The organism is Streptomyces sp. NPDC006134 (genome assembly GCF_040628835.1).
Classification (GTDB): Bacteria; Actinomycetota; Actinomycetes; order Streptomycetales; family Streptomycetaceae; genus Streptomyces.
Genome location: NZ_JBEXTV010000049.1, coordinates 1 through 15,117, shown reverse-complemented (window position 1 = coordinate 15,117; position 15,117 = coordinate 1). Strand labels below are relative to the sequence as shown.

The window sequence follows — 15,117 nt, the reverse complement described above, 5'->3', positions numbered from 1 at the left end:
GAACAGCAGGGCGCCGGAGAGGACGCCGTCGGCCTCGTTCCTCGGGCGCCAGAGCGGGTCGCTGTCCGGCTTGTACTGCGCGTCGTTGAAGACGTAGCTGATGGGGTCGGCGGCCTGGCTGACCTTCTCCCTGGTCGTGGGTCCCCTGGCCCTCGGTGAAGTCCCAGTGGGCGGCGAGGCCCCGCGGGGAGGGATCGGGTGCCGGGTCGGTGCCGACGCAGACGTCGTCGAGGTCGATGTGGCCCCAGCCGCCGGCGGCCTTGTCCACGACGGTGATGCGCAGCTGTTCGCCGAGGTGTCCGCGGGCGTCCCGGGTGACGCGGCGGTACGCCTCGTCGTCGGTCCCGGTGGCCTTGTGCAGGACGGTCCCGTCGAGGGTGGTCAGGGCGGCGTGGAGGTCGTTCTCGTTGCGGCCGCCGGAGACCAGTGCGCTGACCATGCCGGTACCGGTCAGGGTGAACGGCTCGGACGTCACGGTCCCGGGGGCGGCGTCGCCGCCCCCGGCGAATCCCCACAGGTGGTAGGAGCCCTGCTGGTTGAAGCAGCAGCCCCAGCCCCAGCCCGGGTCGTCGGTGACGGCCCCGTCGAAGCGGTTCCGGTGGTGGTCCAGCCGCTGAGGTCGCCGGACTCGAAGCCGGGGTTCGACAGGCTGGTTCCGGCCGCGCCGGCGGTCTGCGTCGTCAGTGGTGATGTCAGGCCCAGGCATATCGCGAGCGCGAACAGCAGCCGCATCAGACTGCTTCTGGCCGTGGAGCTCGATGGTGCACGGGTTCGCATACGAACCTCCCTCGGTGTGGGGTCGGTCTGATCGGGCGGAGCGGGACGCCGGCCCTGGGCCGACGCGTACGCGGGGCGGGGCCGGGGGTTCAGGAGCGCCGGACGGGGACGTTGACGTCGGCGACGTTGATGTGGCCCCAGCCCCCGTCGGCCCGGTCGACGACCTCGATGTGGATCCGGTCGCCGATGTGGGCGGAGAGGTCGAGGACGACGCGGCGGTACTGCTCGGTGCCGCGGCCGGTGGCCTTGGCCAGTACCTTGCCGTCGTCGGCGCGGACGACGGCCGCGTAGAGCCGGTCGGGGTCGTCGCCGGCGGACACGAGCAGGTCGATCACGCCGTCTCCGCCGAGGACCACGGGGGTGGAGCGCAGGACGGCGGTGGCGCCGTCGCCGCCTGCGGAGGGGCTGAAGCCCCACAGGTGGTGGCCGGCCGGGTCGTCCTGGGTCTCGGCCTGGTAGAAGGGGCCGCCCCAGCCCCAGTCCGTGCGGGTGGTGACGTTCGCGTCGCTGAAGGCCGTACCGGAGACGACGGTCCATCCGGTGAGGTCGCCGGTGGCGAAGTCGTGGTGGGGCAGCGCGTCGACGTCCGCCGGGCGCGGCGGGTCGTAGGTGGCGGCGACGTGGCTCCACCTGCCCTTGGCGGCCGGCCGGTCCGGGGCTCCCGTGACCTCGGCCAGGTCGGTGCCGAAGCCGAGCTGGAAGACGATCTGCCCGAAGCGGCGCAGGCCGAGCAGGAAGCCGGTCCTCGCGCCCGGGTCGTGCTGGTTGACCCGGGCCTGTGGCTTGCCGTCGATGCCGTGCTCGTAGGCGTAGGGGGCGATCCACACGTCGACGGTCATGCCGCCGGCGAGGTCGAGCCCGCCGGGCCCCTTGGCCGTGACGACGGTGGAGCAGCCGTCGAAGTACAGGTCCTGCTGCTGCGCCGCATCGACGAGGCGACGCACCCGGAGACCCCGGACGACGCGGGCCGCCCCGGCTCGGCGAGCCCGCAGGACCGCGTCGTGGCACACCGGCTCATCCTGCGTGAGAGCACCGAGGGAGCGGCGGAGCGTGACGGGGTGTGGTGAGTGCCTGGTACCTCGTGCCCCCGAACGCCTGGGGCGGCACCAGGCCACCCCGCGCCCACCGGCCTTCAAAGCGTGATGCCGTCGTGATGGTGTGGGCAGGCCGGTGCCGGTGAGGCAGCCGTCGAGGACGTCGCGTCGGCGCCGGCGCAGGCTGCGCCTGACGGCGATGACCAGGACGTCCTGGACGTCGATCAGCCCCGCCGCGTGCCCTCCCCCGAGACGGTGCCGGCCATCGGCAACGGAAGCCGGACCCGCACCTCCCCGGCGAGCGCACGGTACAGCGGCAGCCCCTGACCCGCCGCACCGGCGAGCGCGGCGGCGACGGACACCGCGAGCGCCGCGTTGACCCCGAGCCGCCCCAGACCCGCGGTGCCGTCGGCGTTCTCCAGCGCGGCGTCGACGGTGCGGATGCCGGTGGCGTCCAGTCCGCGTACGGCGTGGGCGAGCACCGTACGGACATGACCCACCGCGCGGCGCACCCCGCGGCCGGCATAACGGCCGAGGTCACCGTCCCGCAGTCCGTGAACCAGCCGCCGTGGGGCCCGCTGCCGGTGCGGCGGCGGATCGCCGAACGGGTGGTGCGGGGCGATCGCTCCTGAGGCGTGGGGGATCGACGATGCGTCGTTTCCCCCGTGCGGGACAGCGCCGGTGGGGGTTGCCCGGCAGTACTGCGGTGCCCTGGGCAAGTGGGCGAACGGCCAGGGCGCGGTCAGCGTGCATGCCGCCGCCGATACCGCGTCCTGCCCGCCGGTGGCCGACACACCGGCGGGCGCGCCGAGAAATGCTCTGCGCCGGACCGGGGGGAAGGACGAAGTAGTGCTGCGCATTCCCTGCTGCTTGGATTCGGGCTCGTCGTCGGGCCCGTGAACAGCGATGCGGTAGACGGTTCAGCGGGCGGTGAGACGGATCATGGACCAGCTCACGGGCGGGAGAACGGCCCCGGGGACACCGTCATCGATCTTGGTGCCTTCCACGTCGCGGGGCCGGTGAGCACGCGTTCGCGTTCCGCCTTCGACGCCTGGGACATGGACTGCTTCGCCTTGGCCACCCGCCGTCGTGCCCTGGAGGCAAACTGCCGGGCACCCGGCACGGGGACGTCCGGCACTTCAGCGATCCGGCCGAACTCGAGACCGAAGACATCGTGCAGGACAAAGGCCACCCGCTCCGGCGGGGACAGTTCCTCCATGATCAGGAGCATCGCCGAACCGACGGACTCATCGACGAGGACCGCCTGTGATGCGTCGGGCCCGGTCAGCAGTGGTTCCGGAAGCCATGGCCCGACATAGGTCTCCCGACGGGCCCTGGCACTCTTGAGGATGTCGTACGACCGCCGCGCGGCCACCGTCACCAGCCACGCCCGCAGATCATCGACGCGCTGCAGATCCGCTCCGGCCACCCGCAGCCACACGTCCTGGGCCACGTCCTCGGCATCGGCCACACTCCCCAGCAGCCGGCAGGCCACCCCGAGAACACCGCGGGCCGGTACCGCGCCCATCCGGCTCCGAGCGAGTCCCCTGGTCAGACCGTCCTGGTCCGCGCCCGTCACCCATACAGATCGCGGCCTCCTCCAGCTTGCGGATTCAGCGTGGCCATCCGAAATCCGGATCTTTGCCGACAGCTCCCTCAGCCCGGACGCTCGGACCAGCGACGCAGGGCGATGTTGCACAGGTGGCCGCTCATGAAACACCAGCCCGCCCGGCGAGCCACCTGTGGCGCGGGCGTCACCGACGAGTCGATGCCGTCCATGGCCCTCCACCTGCGCGACCAGGAGGTGAGCCTGCGCGGCATCGCCAAGCGACTCGCCATCACCACCGGTACGAAGAGGGGCCCGCCACCGTCATGCGGATGCTGCGCGAGCACGACGAGAAGGCCGCCACGACAGCGACCGCACGATCCCCCTCGCCCCTTGCGGCTGGTGCCTGAGCCAGGACACCAGGGCCCGTACGGGGAGAGGTGACCGTCGAGTACGCGCCTGTCGACGGCCAGTAGACTCGACCATCATGGCGGACACCCAGTACGAAGACCTGTTGCGGCTGGTATTTACCTCCGGGACGGCCAAAGCCGACCGGACGGGCACCGGCACCCGAAGTGTCTTCGGGCACCAACTACGCTACGACCTCTCGCAGGGGTTCCCGCTGATCACCACCAAAAAGGTGCATCTCAGGTCCATCGTGTACGAGCTGCTCTGGTTCCTGCGTGGCGACTCGAACGTCGGCTGGCTGCAGGAGCACGGAGTCACCATCTGGGACGAATGGGCCGACGCGAACGGCGAACTCGGTCCGGTTTACGGCGCACAGTGGCGGTCCTGGCCCGCCCCGGACGGCAGGCACATCGACCAGATCAGCGAGATTCTCGACACTCTACGCCGGGACCCGGACTCCCGCCGGATGATCGTTTCCGCCTGGAACGTCGCCGAGCTGGACAAGATGGCTCTCGCGCCCTGTCACGCCTTCTTCCAGTTCTACGTCGCCGACGGCAAGCTCTCCTGCCAGCTGTACCAGCGCAGCGCTGACCTGTTCCTCGGCGTCCCGTTCAACATCGCCAGCTATGCCCTGCTCACGCACATGCTGGCTCAGCAGACCGGCCTCAAGGCCGGCGACTTCATCTGGACCGGCGGCGACTGCCACATCTACGACAATCACGTCGAGCAGGTGACCGAGCAGCTCTCGCGCACCCCGTTCGAGTTTCCCACGTTGCGTCTGCGCCAAGCCGACTCGCTTTTCGACTATGCCTACGCCGATGTGGAGGTGCTCGACTACCAGCACCACCCGGCCATCAAAGCCCCGGTCGCGGTGTGAACGTCGGGCTGATCTGGGCGCAGACCCTCAATGGCGTGATCGGTGCGGACAATGCGATTCCGTGGCGCCTGCCTGAGGACATGGCACATTTCAAGGCAACCACCCTCGGCCATCCCGTGGTGATGGGGCGCAAGACGTGGGATTCGCTGCCCCCACGATTCCGCCCGCTGTCCGGCAGGCGCAACATCGTGGTGACTCGTGATCCGCAGTGGGTGGCCAGTGGTGCCGAACGCGCCGGGTCTGTCGCTCAGGCTCTGGAGCTCGCAGCCGAGCCGTTGGAGCGAGCTGCCCCTGCCGCAGTATGGGTGATCGGAGGCGGGGAGATTTACCGGGCCGCCCTGGGGTACGCCACCATGCTCTCGGTGACCGAGGTCGACTGGACGGTGGACGGCGACACCTATGCGCCGGCACCGGGCCCGGCGTGGAGAGTCACCGAGGACAAAGGCTGGCAGTCTTCCGTGTCCGGACTGCGCTACCGCATCCGCAGGTACACCCGGTGACGGTCGGCTCACAACCTCGGGGCGGCGGCGGTCTCCTCCCGCGCCATGCGAGGGTCGGGCACCCGTAGCCGCCCTGATACCCAGGTCCGGAACTGCTGCGTGATCGGGTGACAGTCGGGTTTACGCAGCGAGTGTTGTGTGCGGGACCATGATGGTTTCGTACTCGATGGGCGTCAATCGGCCCAGGCGGACCTGGCGCCGTCTGCGGTGGCAGGTGCGCTCGGTCCAGGTGACGATGGCGATCCGGAGTTCGTCCCGGGTCCGCCAGGGCCGGCGGTCGAGGACGTTCTTCTGCAGCAGCGCGAAGAAGCTCTCCATGGCTGCGTTGTCGCCGGCCGCACCGGCTCTTCCCATCGAGCCGATCATGCTGTGACGTGCGAGGACGGCCACGTACTTCCGTGCGCGGAATTGAGATCCGCGATCGGAGTGGACGACGCATCCGGCGACCTGGTCACGGCGGGCGACCGCGGATTCCAGGGCAAAGATCGCGAGGCGGGACTTCATCCTCGAGTCGATGGAGTAGCCCACGATGCGGCCGGAGTACACGTCTTTGACCGCGCACAGGTAGAGCTTTCCCTCGCCGGTGGCGTGCTCGGTGATGCCGGTCAGCCACAGCCTGTTCGGTGCCGCGGCTGTGAAGTCGCGCCGGACCCGGTCATCGTGCACCGGCGGACCGACCTTCGCATTCTTGCCGCGGCCCTTGCGCTTGCCGAACACGCTCCACCAGCGGTTGTCGCGGCAGATCCGCCATCCGGTCCGCTCGGCCATCACCTGGCCGGCGGCCCTTGCTTCGTCGACGAGGAAGCGGTGGCCGAACTCGGGATCGTCGCGGTGGGCGTCGAACAGGGCGTTGGCCCGGTGGGCCCCGGTCAGTTCCGCGTCGGTGACCGGACGGGCCAGCCACCGGTAGTAGGGCCGGCGGGCCAGACCCAGTACCCGGCACGTCACCGCCACCGGCACCCTTGCAGGGGCATCGGCGGCGGCCAGCTCGCGGACGAGCGGGTACATCATTTTGCCGGCAGGTTCGCCTGCGACAGATAGGCCGCGGCCTTCCGGAGCACCTCGTTCTCCTGCTCAAGCATCCGGATCCGCTTGCGGGCCTCGCGCAGCTCGGCCGACTCGACCGGCGCCGTCGCGGGCCTGGTGGCGGTGCTGTTCTCGGTCTCCGCGCGGCGCAGCCACTTCGTCAGAGAGGCCGGATGGACCCCGAAGTCAGCGGCCACCTGTTCCAGCGTCACGCCGGGCTCGCGGTCACACGCGACCCGCACGACGTCCTCGCGGAACTCCTTGGGATACGGCTTGGGCATTGCTCCATCCTTCCAGCCCGCCTCACGGCGAAGCCAGGTCAGATGTCACCCAACCCCGCAGCAGTCCCTTCCGCCCACCGTTCCAAGAAGGTCCGCGACTGGCTCGCCGCCCACCCCGATGATGTCGAACTGCACTTCCTCCCCCCGTACTCGCCCGAGCTGAACCCCGACGAGCTGGTCAACGCGGATCTCAAGCACAGCCTGCCCAAGCAGCACCGGGCCCGCGATCAGGCCGAACTCGCCGCCGAGACCCGCCGCTTCTTCCGCAGGCGCCAGCCTCAGCCGCACATCGTCCGCGGCTACTTCGGCGGCCCACACGTCTGCTACGTCATGGACGAGAACCCCATGAGTTTCTGATCAATAAGCGCCCACTCTCCACCGGACCCCAGTCCGGGCTTCGTCAAAGGTGATCACCGTCACAGCGCTCCACTACCCGCTGACTCTTGGCGTTCCAAGTCCTTCAGAGCTGATCACCGACTACAGGGCGCCTTTCTCCAAGAGACGGTTGGTCTCGCGTTCCGAACCCTCCAGAGTTGATCACCGACGGCTCCTTTGCGGCGGTCGCCACCCCAGCCGGAAGGGCAGCGGGATGATGACTGTCATGATCCCGGCCCACGGAACACCCCCGCGCCGGCAGGGAGGCAGCAGTCCCCAGGTGTCGGTGCCGTCCCGGGCCGGAACACTCCCGCGTCCGCGGGGGTGTTCCGCCGTAGTCGTCGGTGCTGGGCAGCTCGTACGCATCTGATCCTTGCCCCCGTCAACCTGGGGAGGGCATCACCGGTCAATGCCCCCTGCCCGGTACTCCCCGAGAGGTCTTCTGCCGGTACTGGCCGGAGAACCGGGCCGCCTATCAGGTTGACAGTAGTAAAGGGGCGCAAATTTCTGCACACTCCCACCGTTTCCGCAAGTAGAAGCTGCAAGTATCCGCAAGGTCACAGCGTTACGGTCTGCGATCATTCACCCTCGAAGGGTCAAGATGCCCCCGGCCACATGGAGGTTTCTGTGGCGCTGCACCTGCTGTGCAAAGACCCGGAGAGCCCGAACAACGGCAGTCCCACGCTCTACTATGACGACGAAACGGACAGTTACCTGCTGCAGTCGTGGAAGGTGGACGACCCTTCCCGCCTGGGGTCCGTCATCGTGCCCGACCACGAGACCGTCGTCGAGTTCCCCGCACGGCTGCTCGCCCTGTTCCCGACGCGCGACACCATGCCGCACAGATCCGCAAAATAGGTGAAGCGCATAGCCGGATAAAGTTCCCTTCTCGCGGGTGAGTTGGGCATTCGTGCGGTTAGAGGCTGGGTGCCGGAACGCTGCACACTGTCCGCATGCCTACCTCTTCAAGCATCCGCGAAGCCCGGCTCGCCCTGGGACAGCGGTTACGCGCCCTGCGGCAGAAGCACGGCCTGACGGCCCGGGAACTGGCGCGCCGGTGTGGCTGGCACGAGTCGAAGTGCAGCCGTATCGAGAACGGCCATGCCGCCGCGTCCCCGACCGATATCGAAGCCTGGACACGGGCCTGCGGAGAAGAGGCCGCCGCGGCGGAACTCATCGACATCGCCCGTGGCATCGACGGCATGTACGTCGAATGGCGGGCCATGGAGAAGGCGGGGCTCAAGCACGCCCAGGAAAGCGTCCTGCCCCTGTGGGAGCAGACACGCCGGTTCAAGGCGTACGCCCAGAACCTGGTCCCGGGCCCGCTGCAGACGCGCGCCTACACCAGGGCCGTCCTGGCCGGCATCCGGGAACGCCGCGACCTCCCCGACGACGTGGAGGCCGCGGTCGGCACCCGCATGGACAAGCAGAGAGTCCTCACCGAAAGGGGCAAGCAGTTCGACATCGTCTTGGAGGAGTCCGTGCTCTACCGGCGTGTGGGACCGCAAGAGGTCATGGTCGAGCAGCTCAGCCGCCTGCTGGAGGCGAGCGTGCTCACCTCGGTCAGTCTGGGGATCATCCCCATGAACGCCGACCGCAGCCTCATGCCACCGGTCGAGGACTTCTGGGTGTTCGACGACCGCCAGGTCAACGTCGAGCTCGTCTCCGCCTTCCTCACCGTCAAACAGGCCGGTGAGGTCAAGCGGTACCTGGAGGACTTCACGCGACTGACCGAACTGGCCCATCGCGGCGGGCCGGCCCTCACCCTGATCGCCGCCGCGATCACCACGTACGCCCGCTCGCCCAGCGCACCGGGAAGAGCGGGCCCCAGCAGCGAATAGCAGATTGGACAGCCAGGGTTGCAGACCAGACGGACCGGCTGGCGTGACACCCGCTTCGCCGCCTTCGACAAGCCGGAACGGTTCTATGGCAGGGAACGACCAGCCGCCACCGTCGCCACCGTGGGCATCGCAGCCCTGTGCGCCATCGGCTTGGCCATGGCGGGTACCTTCACGTCCAGCACGCCCGAAGGCGAGCAGGGCAGCCGGGACGACACCGGCCGGCAGACGTCCCGCTTCCTCGCCGCCCTCAAGCAGTACCGCCCCTCCGCCGAGAAGCCCGTCCGCACCGGCATCTCCCCGGACGGGCTGCCCGCCACCCTGCGCTTCGACCACCCGGACAGCGCACGGCACCACCGCGTCAACTTCCAGTGCGACGGCCCAGGACAGGCGGCCACCACCACCGTGGAAACGGACGGCACCCGCCGTGAGCACGCATTCCAGCACTGCGCCCAGGGCATCGCCTCGATCGCCCTGAACGAGGCCACCGTGGTCGTCATCGAACTCTCGGACGACCGCACACGCATCCTGTGGGCACTGGTCGAAGACACCAAGAAGAAGTGACACCGGACCGCACCTTCCGGTGGGCTCGGCTACCGGGCAACGTGCACAGGGAACGCCCAGATACCGGATTGCGCGATCCGCAGCCGCGGTTTCCGCAAGCCGAGGACGCACCCCGGAAGGGGAAAGCCGTCTCGTCGTCGGCGGTTGCGATATCCAGCACGGCCAACCCGTGCTCCCCCCTTGCGAGCCGCCACACTCCCGCACAAAACACAGACGATCACAATACCGTCCGGTCTCCCGAACCGGGTGAGGACAGAGGCGACGTCACTGGTGATCTCGCGGTCGTCGCAGTGCACCATACGGGTCGCGCCCAGGGTGGTCCGCCAGTCCGGGACCGGCCCCCTCGCGGCGTCCTCACCGGCTGGCTGTCAGGTTCTCGGACAGCGGGCGCAGCATGGCACAGCGGTGGGCAGATTCCGAGGACTCGGCTGCCCGTCGGCGGAGCTGGGTGCCGTCCCAGGAGCCCGGCGCCCAGGCAGGTGACAAGCCGACCCAGGCCGATCACACGCGGAAAACACCGTGCCGCGGCCTGTGCCTCACCTGCGTCGGCCGAGAAGGCTCCCTTGCCGAACCTTGCCGGGAACCGGCTCCGGGTCCGGTCTTCGCTACAGGCGCACGGTGCCGTGGGCGACGATCGCGGCGGGACCGGTCAGTTGCATGGACCCGTCGGGGAGAACAGCTATACGGAGCCGGCCGCCAGGCATGTCGACGGTGAAAGCGTCGGCTACGGCGCCGGTGCGCAGGGCAACGGCGACGGCGGCGCAGGCTCCGGTGCCGCAGGCGCGGGTTTCTCCGACGCCGCGCTCGTGGACGCGCAGAGCCAGATGGTGCGAGCTGCGACGGACGACGAACTCGACGGTGACGCCATCAGGGTAGGCGTGGGTCGGATTGACGACGGGAGGTGTGGTGAGGTCGCCGGGGTGTTGGAGATCATCGACGAGGACGACGGCATGGGGGTTGCCCACATCGACATGGGCAGCGGACCAGCTGCGTCCGCCGGCGGTGACCGTGATACCGGCGGGACCGGACAGGCAGGGGCGCCCCATGTCGACGGTCACGGGGCCTTCGAAGTCGGCGGTGCGGTGCGAGACGTGCACGGTTCGGATGCCGGCACGGGTGGCGATGGCAAGGAGGCCCGGAGGGCAGTATCCGGTGTCGACGAGGTAACGGGCCAGGACGCGGATGCCGTTGCCGCACATCTGGCCGAGGGTGCCGTCGGCGTTGCGGTAGTCCATGAACCACTCGGCCTCGGCTGTCATGCCCGCGGCTTCGGAGGCGGCGGAGCAGCGTACGGCGCGCAGGATGCCGTCGGCGCCTATGCCCGTGCGGCGGTCGCACAGACCGGCCACTTCCTGGGCGGTCAGAGTGAGACAACCGTACGGATCGGGCAGGATGACGAAGTCGTTACCAGCTCCGTGCCCCTTGGCGAAGGGTTGCCCAGCGTGGGAGGCGGCGAGGGCGGTCATGAGCCGGTGGTTTCTCCTGTCTCGAAGCGCAGCCAGGCGATCTGGCCGGTGTCGGAGTCGGTGAGGCCGAAGGTGGTGCCCTGTTCGAGGACGGCGAGGAGCTGGTCCCAGTGGCGGACCAAGTCCTCGGTGACATCGGTTTCGATGCGGATGGTCCCCGTTTCTTCCATGACACGGGGCTGGGTTCCGGTGAGGGCAGCGAGCTGGGCGGTGGCATGCCGGACTGCTGCTTGCTGGCGGTTGTTGTCCACGACGCTCGCAATCCATCACCGGTCTTCACACACAGCGCATCTAGTTAACTAGCTTTCAGCTAGTGGACTAGGTTGTCAACGCGTACTGACCGGTCGGCAATGTGGGTTCAAGGAGAGCAATGGCTGGCTCCAGCTCACCAGGCGCACCTTACTTGGAGGTTGCGGCCGTCATCCGGGACCGTATCGCCGACGGCACCTGGGCCCCGGGCGACCGGCTGCCTTCACGGAGCGAACTCGGCGCCGAGTTCGGTGTCGGGGAGAACGTCGTCCGCCGCGCTCAGGAGCTGCTGATCACCGAAGGTGTCCTCGAAGGCCGTGCGGGATCGGGCACGTATGTACGTCCACCAGTCGCGCGCCGCACGCTGCACCGCACCCCGCGGTCCGGGCAGGACTGGGCCGGGATCGCGCCGGGTGGTTTCACCGGCACATGGGAGGCGGACTCCACCGCCAAGGTCCCTGCCCCGCCGGCCATCGCGGACCGTCTTGGGGTGCAGCCGGGAGACAGTTGCGTACGCACGGTCTACGAGTTCCTGACCAAGAGGCAGCCGGTGATGCTGGTCACCAGCTGGGAACCCATGACGATCACAGGCGGCACCGTGGTCGTCCTGCCCGAGGGCGGTCCCCTCGCGGGTGCGGGTGTGATCGCCCGCATGGCACACCTCGGAATCACCGTCGCCCGGATCGTCGAACGCCTCCGCCCCGTGCAGGCCGACCGTGACCAGGCCCACCTGCTGGGAATCGCCACCGGGACGCAGGCCACGCTGATCGAGCGCACCCACTACGACACCTCCGGCCGAGCCGTGGAGACCGCGGACATTCTCGTTCCGGCCGACCGATGGGACATCGAGTACGAGATCGCCCTGTCCGCGCCGGGCACCTGACACCACCCGGTCGCGCAAGCCGGACCGTGGGATTCACACATCGCGCGGCCGCACGGCCGCCGAAGGGGGAGGACTTCTGACATGCCGAATCAGCGCCGCGACCCGCTGACGAGGATCACGGACGCACTCGGCTCGCCCGCGCTCGGCGCCCTGATCGGCATCGCCGGCCTGGTCATGCCGGTGATCGGCTGGGCCGTCGAACGCATCAACCTGAAGGTCCTGCTCGTGCTGCAGGGAGTACTCATCCTGATACTCGCCGCCGGTCACCTGTGGACACGAAGGGCCTACATCCACCTGCGGCGGGCCAATAACCTCAAGGCCATGGACGACGCCCGGTACTACGACCTGGTCCGTGCCCACCTCGAGCTCGAACTCGTCTCCGACTACGGCGAGATCGCAGACGGCCACCTGCGCGTCTACGCCAGCGAGGTCCCCCGCCTGTCCGCGTTGCTGGTCACCACCCTGACCGACGCGGCCTCCGAGCCCCAGCGGATCCTCGCCGCCGACCTGACCACCAACCCCCAGCTGCTGACCCAGCGTCGCGAATACCTCGCGGCCAACCGCCGATTCACCGAACTCGGCGGCACCATCAACCGCCTGTTCATCGTCTACCGCGACGACCTGCTCAAACAGGAGTTCGCCCAGGCTCTCCTGGAGCTCATCGGCCGCCACCGTGACATTGGCGTCACCTGCGGCCTCGCCGTGCGCGACCGGCTGCGCGCCGACGAGGCCGTCGACTACGTCGTCTTCGCCCAGGCCGCCGTTCTGGTCGAAGAAGAGCAGGGCGACGCCGACTACACCCGAGGCCGCAGCTCGGTTTATTTCAAGGGCGTCGACCGCTGGCGCCATCGCTTCGAAGGCGTGTGGGGCAACGGTGCCGACTCCGCCCCACGCGCCCTGCAGACATACGAATCCGCTGCCCGTTCCATGCTCGACGCCGGCGTCTGGGACGAACAGCGAGCCACCCGCACCGTCGACGCCCTGTAGAACCGGACCGCACGACCAAGTCACCGCTACGGCCTCCGCCCCACCAGGGCGGAGGCCGCCTCGCGTCATGGATACCCCCTGCCATTACCTAGTTAACTAGATGTACCGTGCGTGACGCCTGTGCGGGACCACCCCGCCTTCCGTCGCTTCTACGGGAACGCCATGCTGCTCGCTCTAAGCGTCATCACCATTGGCATCGCACTGCGCCAGATCGACCGCTTTCACTTCGCCCGCCGACGCCCCCACACTGCCGACGCATCGGAACTCATAGCCCTCCAGCGCACCCGCGCCAACACCCTCACGCCACTGCTGCTCCTCACGGGCCAGTGGGTGCAGATCGCCGGATGGTGGATGCTCTCCGCCGACGGCCCACTCTTCGCAACAATCGCAGCGGCCGCCGTGGCCGTGCACTTCCGTCATCTCCAGGAGATCAGTCACTTCGCCGTCCACGGCGTGCTCGCCCGCACCAGTCGTGCCAATCACATACTCGCCGAGGTCTTCGCCCACCACCCACTCGCACTCGGGCCCGTTCCGGTACGCCGCCGCCGGCACGTCCGCGACCACCATCCCAACGCCACCCTGGCCAGCGATCCCAACCTCGCCGAACTCCGCCAAGCCGGGCTCCGCCCCGGCACCACCGGCCTGAAGTACGCGGCCACGCTCATCCATCCGCTCACCCCGCGCGGTATCCGTACCACCGTCACCGGTCTCGTAGGGGGCATGCACGGCCCCGGCACCTGGCACCGCACCGCCGCCCTCGGCATCGTCGCCGGCACCGCGTACCTGGCCGGGGGCTGGTCGGCCCTCACATACGGCGTCCTCATCCCACGGCTGCTGCTGTACCCGCAACTCGCATGGATGTCGCTCCTGGTGGAACACACCTGGTTCGACCCCGACCACCGCACCGGCACCGCGGCTTGGACGGAAGCCGGCCGCTGCCTGCGGCTGTACCCGCGCAACCGCGCCCTGGCCCTCCTCGCCGCCGCCACCTGGCTGCCCTACGGCGACCTCCACCACTACGCACACTCCGCCCACCCATCGGTGCGCTGGAACTACCTCCCCACCCTCGAAGCCCACCTCGCCCCACCCCACTTCACCCCCGATGGCCTCCTGATCGGCACCACCACCGTCGCCCGCCGCCACCACCACGCCCTCAACCAGCCCACCAAACAGATCACACGTCCAGCGGCCGTCTGACCAGCACAAGAATCACAGACTGCCCAGCCGTGGCTGAGCTTGGCATTTGACCTCGTAGGACACTCGTCCTGCTGACCTGTGATTCTTTCCGGGACAGCGGAGGCGGCCGTTCTCCACGCTTCGAGATGTCGAGTCACAAAGCACGAGAGAACGGCCGCTGCTGATGAGTCCGCCCATCGGTGTGCCCGGAAGCGAGGTGTTGGGCCTGTTGTCCCGCTTTCGGGTCGAGTTCTACGAGTGTCTCTACCAGCGGGCGGACGCGCTCTTCGAGCTCACCGACGCGGTGCTGTGCACGGACGGGCCGGTGAAGACACCGGTCGAGCTGTCCCTGGCGGCCGAGCACCTGCACGGGCACGGCGCCCTGTACGCCGCCCTGGAACGGGGCTGGCTGGAGCCGGCGCGGTTGCGCCGCGTGCTGGCCGGCCTGCCGCTGCCGAGGGCGGCCGACGGACGGATCGTGCTCGCGGTGGACGTGTCGCACCGGCTTCGGCCTGACGCGCCGACCAGCGACGAGCGGCTGTTCTGCCACGTCTACGGACCGGCGACCGCCGCAGTGACCAGTTCGTGCCGGGCTGGCCGTACTCCTTCGTCGCCGCCCTGGAAACGGGCCGCACCTCCTGGGCCGTTCTCCTGGACGCGGTCCGCCTGGGCCGGGCGGATGACGCCACCCAGATCACCGCCCGCCAACTCCGCGACGTCATCGCCCGGTTGGTCACGGCCGGGCACCGGCAGCCGGGTGATCCCGAGATCCTGACCGTCATGGACTCCGGCTACGACACCGCCTACCTCTCCCACATCCTGACCGACCTCCCGGTGATGCTGGTCGGACGTCTGCACTCGGACCGCGTCATGCTCCACCACCCAGGCCCCGCCCGCTCCGGGCCCCGCGGCGGACGGCCGCGCCGCCACGGCGACATCCTCACCCTCGCCAAGCCCGACACCTGGCACACCCCCGGCCTCACCACCACAACGGACACCACCCGCTGCGGTTGCGTCCTGAGAAGTGGTGTACGGGTTTGACCTGATCCGGGGGTTTGCTCCGGCATCGGGATGGTGCCCGCATAGATGAACGGCCACCGGCTGATCTTCGAGATGCCGAAGCTCGAAGG

The 15,117-nt window shown here is 69.0% G+C and carries 16 protein-coding genes and 4 pseudogenes; 13 read left to right on the top strand and 7 right to left on the bottom strand.

The features are described 5' to 3' along the window. Window positions 1–100 precede the first annotated feature (100 nt). Complete coding sequence (locus ABZ340_RS27280) at window positions 101–808, top strand: hypothetical protein (protein WP_358784475.1); 708 nt, start codon at window positions 101–103, stop codon at window positions 806–808. 58 nt (window positions 809–866) lie between these two features. Here ABZ340_RS27280 and ABZ340_RS27275 read toward each other — a convergent pair whose 3' ends face one another. Further along, window positions 867–1,721 (bottom strand): hypothetical protein, encoded by an 855-nt coding sequence (locus ABZ340_RS27275; protein ID WP_358784517.1) that lies wholly within the window; start codon window positions 1,719–1,721, stop codon window positions 867–869. Here ABZ340_RS27275 and ABZ340_RS27270 point away from each other — a divergent pair. After that, window positions 1,680–1,844, top strand: a pseudogene (locus ABZ340_RS27270) (LacI family transcriptional regulator); the annotation flags it as partial. The gene ABZ340_RS27275 and the pseudogene ABZ340_RS27270 sit on opposite strands and share 42 nt — an antisense overlap. Window positions 1,845–2,035: 191 nt before the next feature. On the opposite strand, the gene ABZ340_RS27265 reads toward ABZ340_RS27270, so the two are convergent. Then, the gene (locus ABZ340_RS27265; protein WP_358784474.1) at window positions 2,036–2,311 is read right to left on the bottom strand and encodes a hypothetical protein; all 276 of its coding nucleotides are present in this window, start codon (window positions 2,309–2,311) and stop codon (window positions 2,036–2,038) included. 42 nt (window positions 2,312–2,353) lie between these two features. Here ABZ340_RS27265 and ABZ340_RS27260 point away from each other — a divergent pair. Then, a pseudogene (locus ABZ340_RS27260) lies at window positions 2,354–2,591 on the top strand (transposase); the annotation flags it as partial. 172 nt (window positions 2,592–2,763) lie between these two features. On the opposite strand, the gene ABZ340_RS27255 reads toward ABZ340_RS27260, so the two are convergent. Continuing rightward, entirely contained in the window at window positions 2,764–3,282 is a 519-nt protein-coding gene (locus ABZ340_RS27255; RefSeq protein WP_358784473.1) for a sigma factor-like helix-turn-helix DNA-binding protein, read from the bottom strand. A gap of 185 nt (window positions 3,283–3,467) precedes the next feature. Continuing rightward, complete coding sequence (locus ABZ340_RS27250) at window positions 3,468–3,590, bottom strand: hypothetical protein (RefSeq protein WP_358784472.1); 123 nt, start codon at window positions 3,588–3,590, stop codon at window positions 3,468–3,470. Between the two features lie 254 nt (window positions 3,591–3,844). Between ABZ340_RS27250 and ABZ340_RS27245 the strand changes: the two genes are divergently transcribed. Both ABZ340_RS27245 and ABZ340_RS27240 read left to right on the top strand, forming a co-directional pair. Beyond that, on the top strand, window positions 3,845–4,642 hold the full coding sequence (locus ABZ340_RS27245; RefSeq protein ID WP_358784471.1) for a thymidylate synthase: 798 nt from the start codon (window positions 3,845–3,847) through the stop codon (window positions 4,640–4,642). Next, window positions 4,639–5,142 carry a dihydrofolate reductase gene (locus tag ABZ340_RS27240; RefSeq protein WP_358784470.1) on the top strand — a complete coding sequence of 168 codons (504 nt, stop codon included), beginning with the start codon at window positions 4,639–4,641 and terminating at the stop codon, window positions 5,140–5,142. The genes ABZ340_RS27245 and ABZ340_RS27240 overlap by 4 nt, the downstream gene beginning before the upstream one ends. Window positions 5,143–5,262: 120 nt before the next feature. Here ABZ340_RS27240 and ABZ340_RS27235 read toward each other — a convergent pair. Next, window positions 5,263–6,449 (bottom strand): IS3 family transposase gene (locus ABZ340_RS27235; protein WP_358784469.1). Its coding sequence is split into 2 segments (ribosomal slippage): window positions 5,263–6,156 and window positions 6,159–6,449, totalling 1,185 coding nucleotides; the frame shifts between segments, so codons are not numbered across the junction. Between the two features lie 72 nt (window positions 6,450–6,521). Here ABZ340_RS27235 and ABZ340_RS27230 point away from each other — a divergent pair. The 4 genes and pseudogenes from ABZ340_RS27230 to ABZ340_RS27215 form a co-directional block, all read left to right on the top strand. After that, window positions 6,522–6,806 (top strand): annotated as a pseudogene (locus ABZ340_RS27230) (transposase); the annotation flags it as partial. A 645-nt stretch (window positions 6,807–7,451) separates the two neighbouring features. Beyond that, complete coding sequence (locus tag ABZ340_RS27225) at window positions 7,452–7,682, top strand: hypothetical protein (protein ID WP_358784513.1); 231 nt, start codon at window positions 7,452–7,454, stop codon at window positions 7,680–7,682. Between the two features lie 95 nt (window positions 7,683–7,777). Further along, the gene (locus ABZ340_RS27220; RefSeq protein ID WP_358784468.1) at window positions 7,778–8,665 is read left to right on the top strand and encodes a helix-turn-helix transcriptional regulator; all 888 of its coding nucleotides are present in this window, start codon (window positions 7,778–7,780) and stop codon (window positions 8,663–8,665) included. Between the two features lie 18 nt (window positions 8,666–8,683). After that, entirely contained in the window at window positions 8,684–9,226 is a 543-nt protein-coding gene (locus ABZ340_RS27215; RefSeq protein ID WP_358784467.1) for a hypothetical protein, read from the top strand. 605 nt (window positions 9,227–9,831) lie between these two features. Here ABZ340_RS27215 and dapF read toward each other — a convergent pair. Both dapF and ABZ340_RS27205 read right to left on the bottom strand, forming a co-directional pair. Continuing rightward, window positions 9,832–10,692 carry a diaminopimelate epimerase gene (dapF, locus tag ABZ340_RS27210; RefSeq protein ID WP_358784466.1) on the bottom strand — a complete coding sequence of 287 codons (861 nt, stop codon included), beginning with the start codon at window positions 10,690–10,692 and terminating at the stop codon, window positions 9,832–9,834. Continuing rightward, window positions 10,689–10,943, bottom strand: coding sequence for a hypothetical protein (locus tag ABZ340_RS27205; protein WP_358784465.1), 255 nt, complete (start codon window positions 10,941–10,943; stop codon window positions 10,689–10,691). The genes dapF and ABZ340_RS27205 overlap by 4 nt, the downstream gene beginning before the upstream one ends. 119 nt (window positions 10,944–11,062) lie before the next feature. On the opposite strand from ABZ340_RS27205, the gene ABZ340_RS27200 reads away from it, so the two are divergent. The 4 genes and pseudogenes from ABZ340_RS27200 (at window position 11,063) to ABZ340_RS27185 (ending at window position 15,028) form a co-directional block, all read left to right on the top strand. Next, window positions 11,063–11,824, top strand: coding sequence for a GntR family transcriptional regulator (locus tag ABZ340_RS27200; protein ID WP_358784464.1), 762 nt, complete (start codon window positions 11,063–11,065; stop codon window positions 11,822–11,824). An 81-nt stretch (window positions 11,825–11,905) separates the two neighbouring features. After that, window positions 11,906–12,811, top strand: coding sequence for a hypothetical protein (locus ABZ340_RS27195; RefSeq protein WP_358784463.1), 906 nt, complete (start codon window positions 11,906–11,908; stop codon window positions 12,809–12,811). Window positions 12,812–12,922: 111 nt separating this feature from the next. Further along, window positions 12,923–14,008 (top strand): dihydrouridine synthase, encoded by a 1,086-nt coding sequence (locus tag ABZ340_RS27190; RefSeq protein WP_358784462.1) that lies wholly within the window; start codon window positions 12,923–12,925, stop codon window positions 14,006–14,008. A 163-nt stretch (window positions 14,009–14,171) separates the two neighbouring features. Continuing rightward, window positions 14,172–15,028 (top strand): annotated as a pseudogene (locus ABZ340_RS27185) (transposase). Window positions 15,029–15,117: the final 89 nt, after the last annotated feature.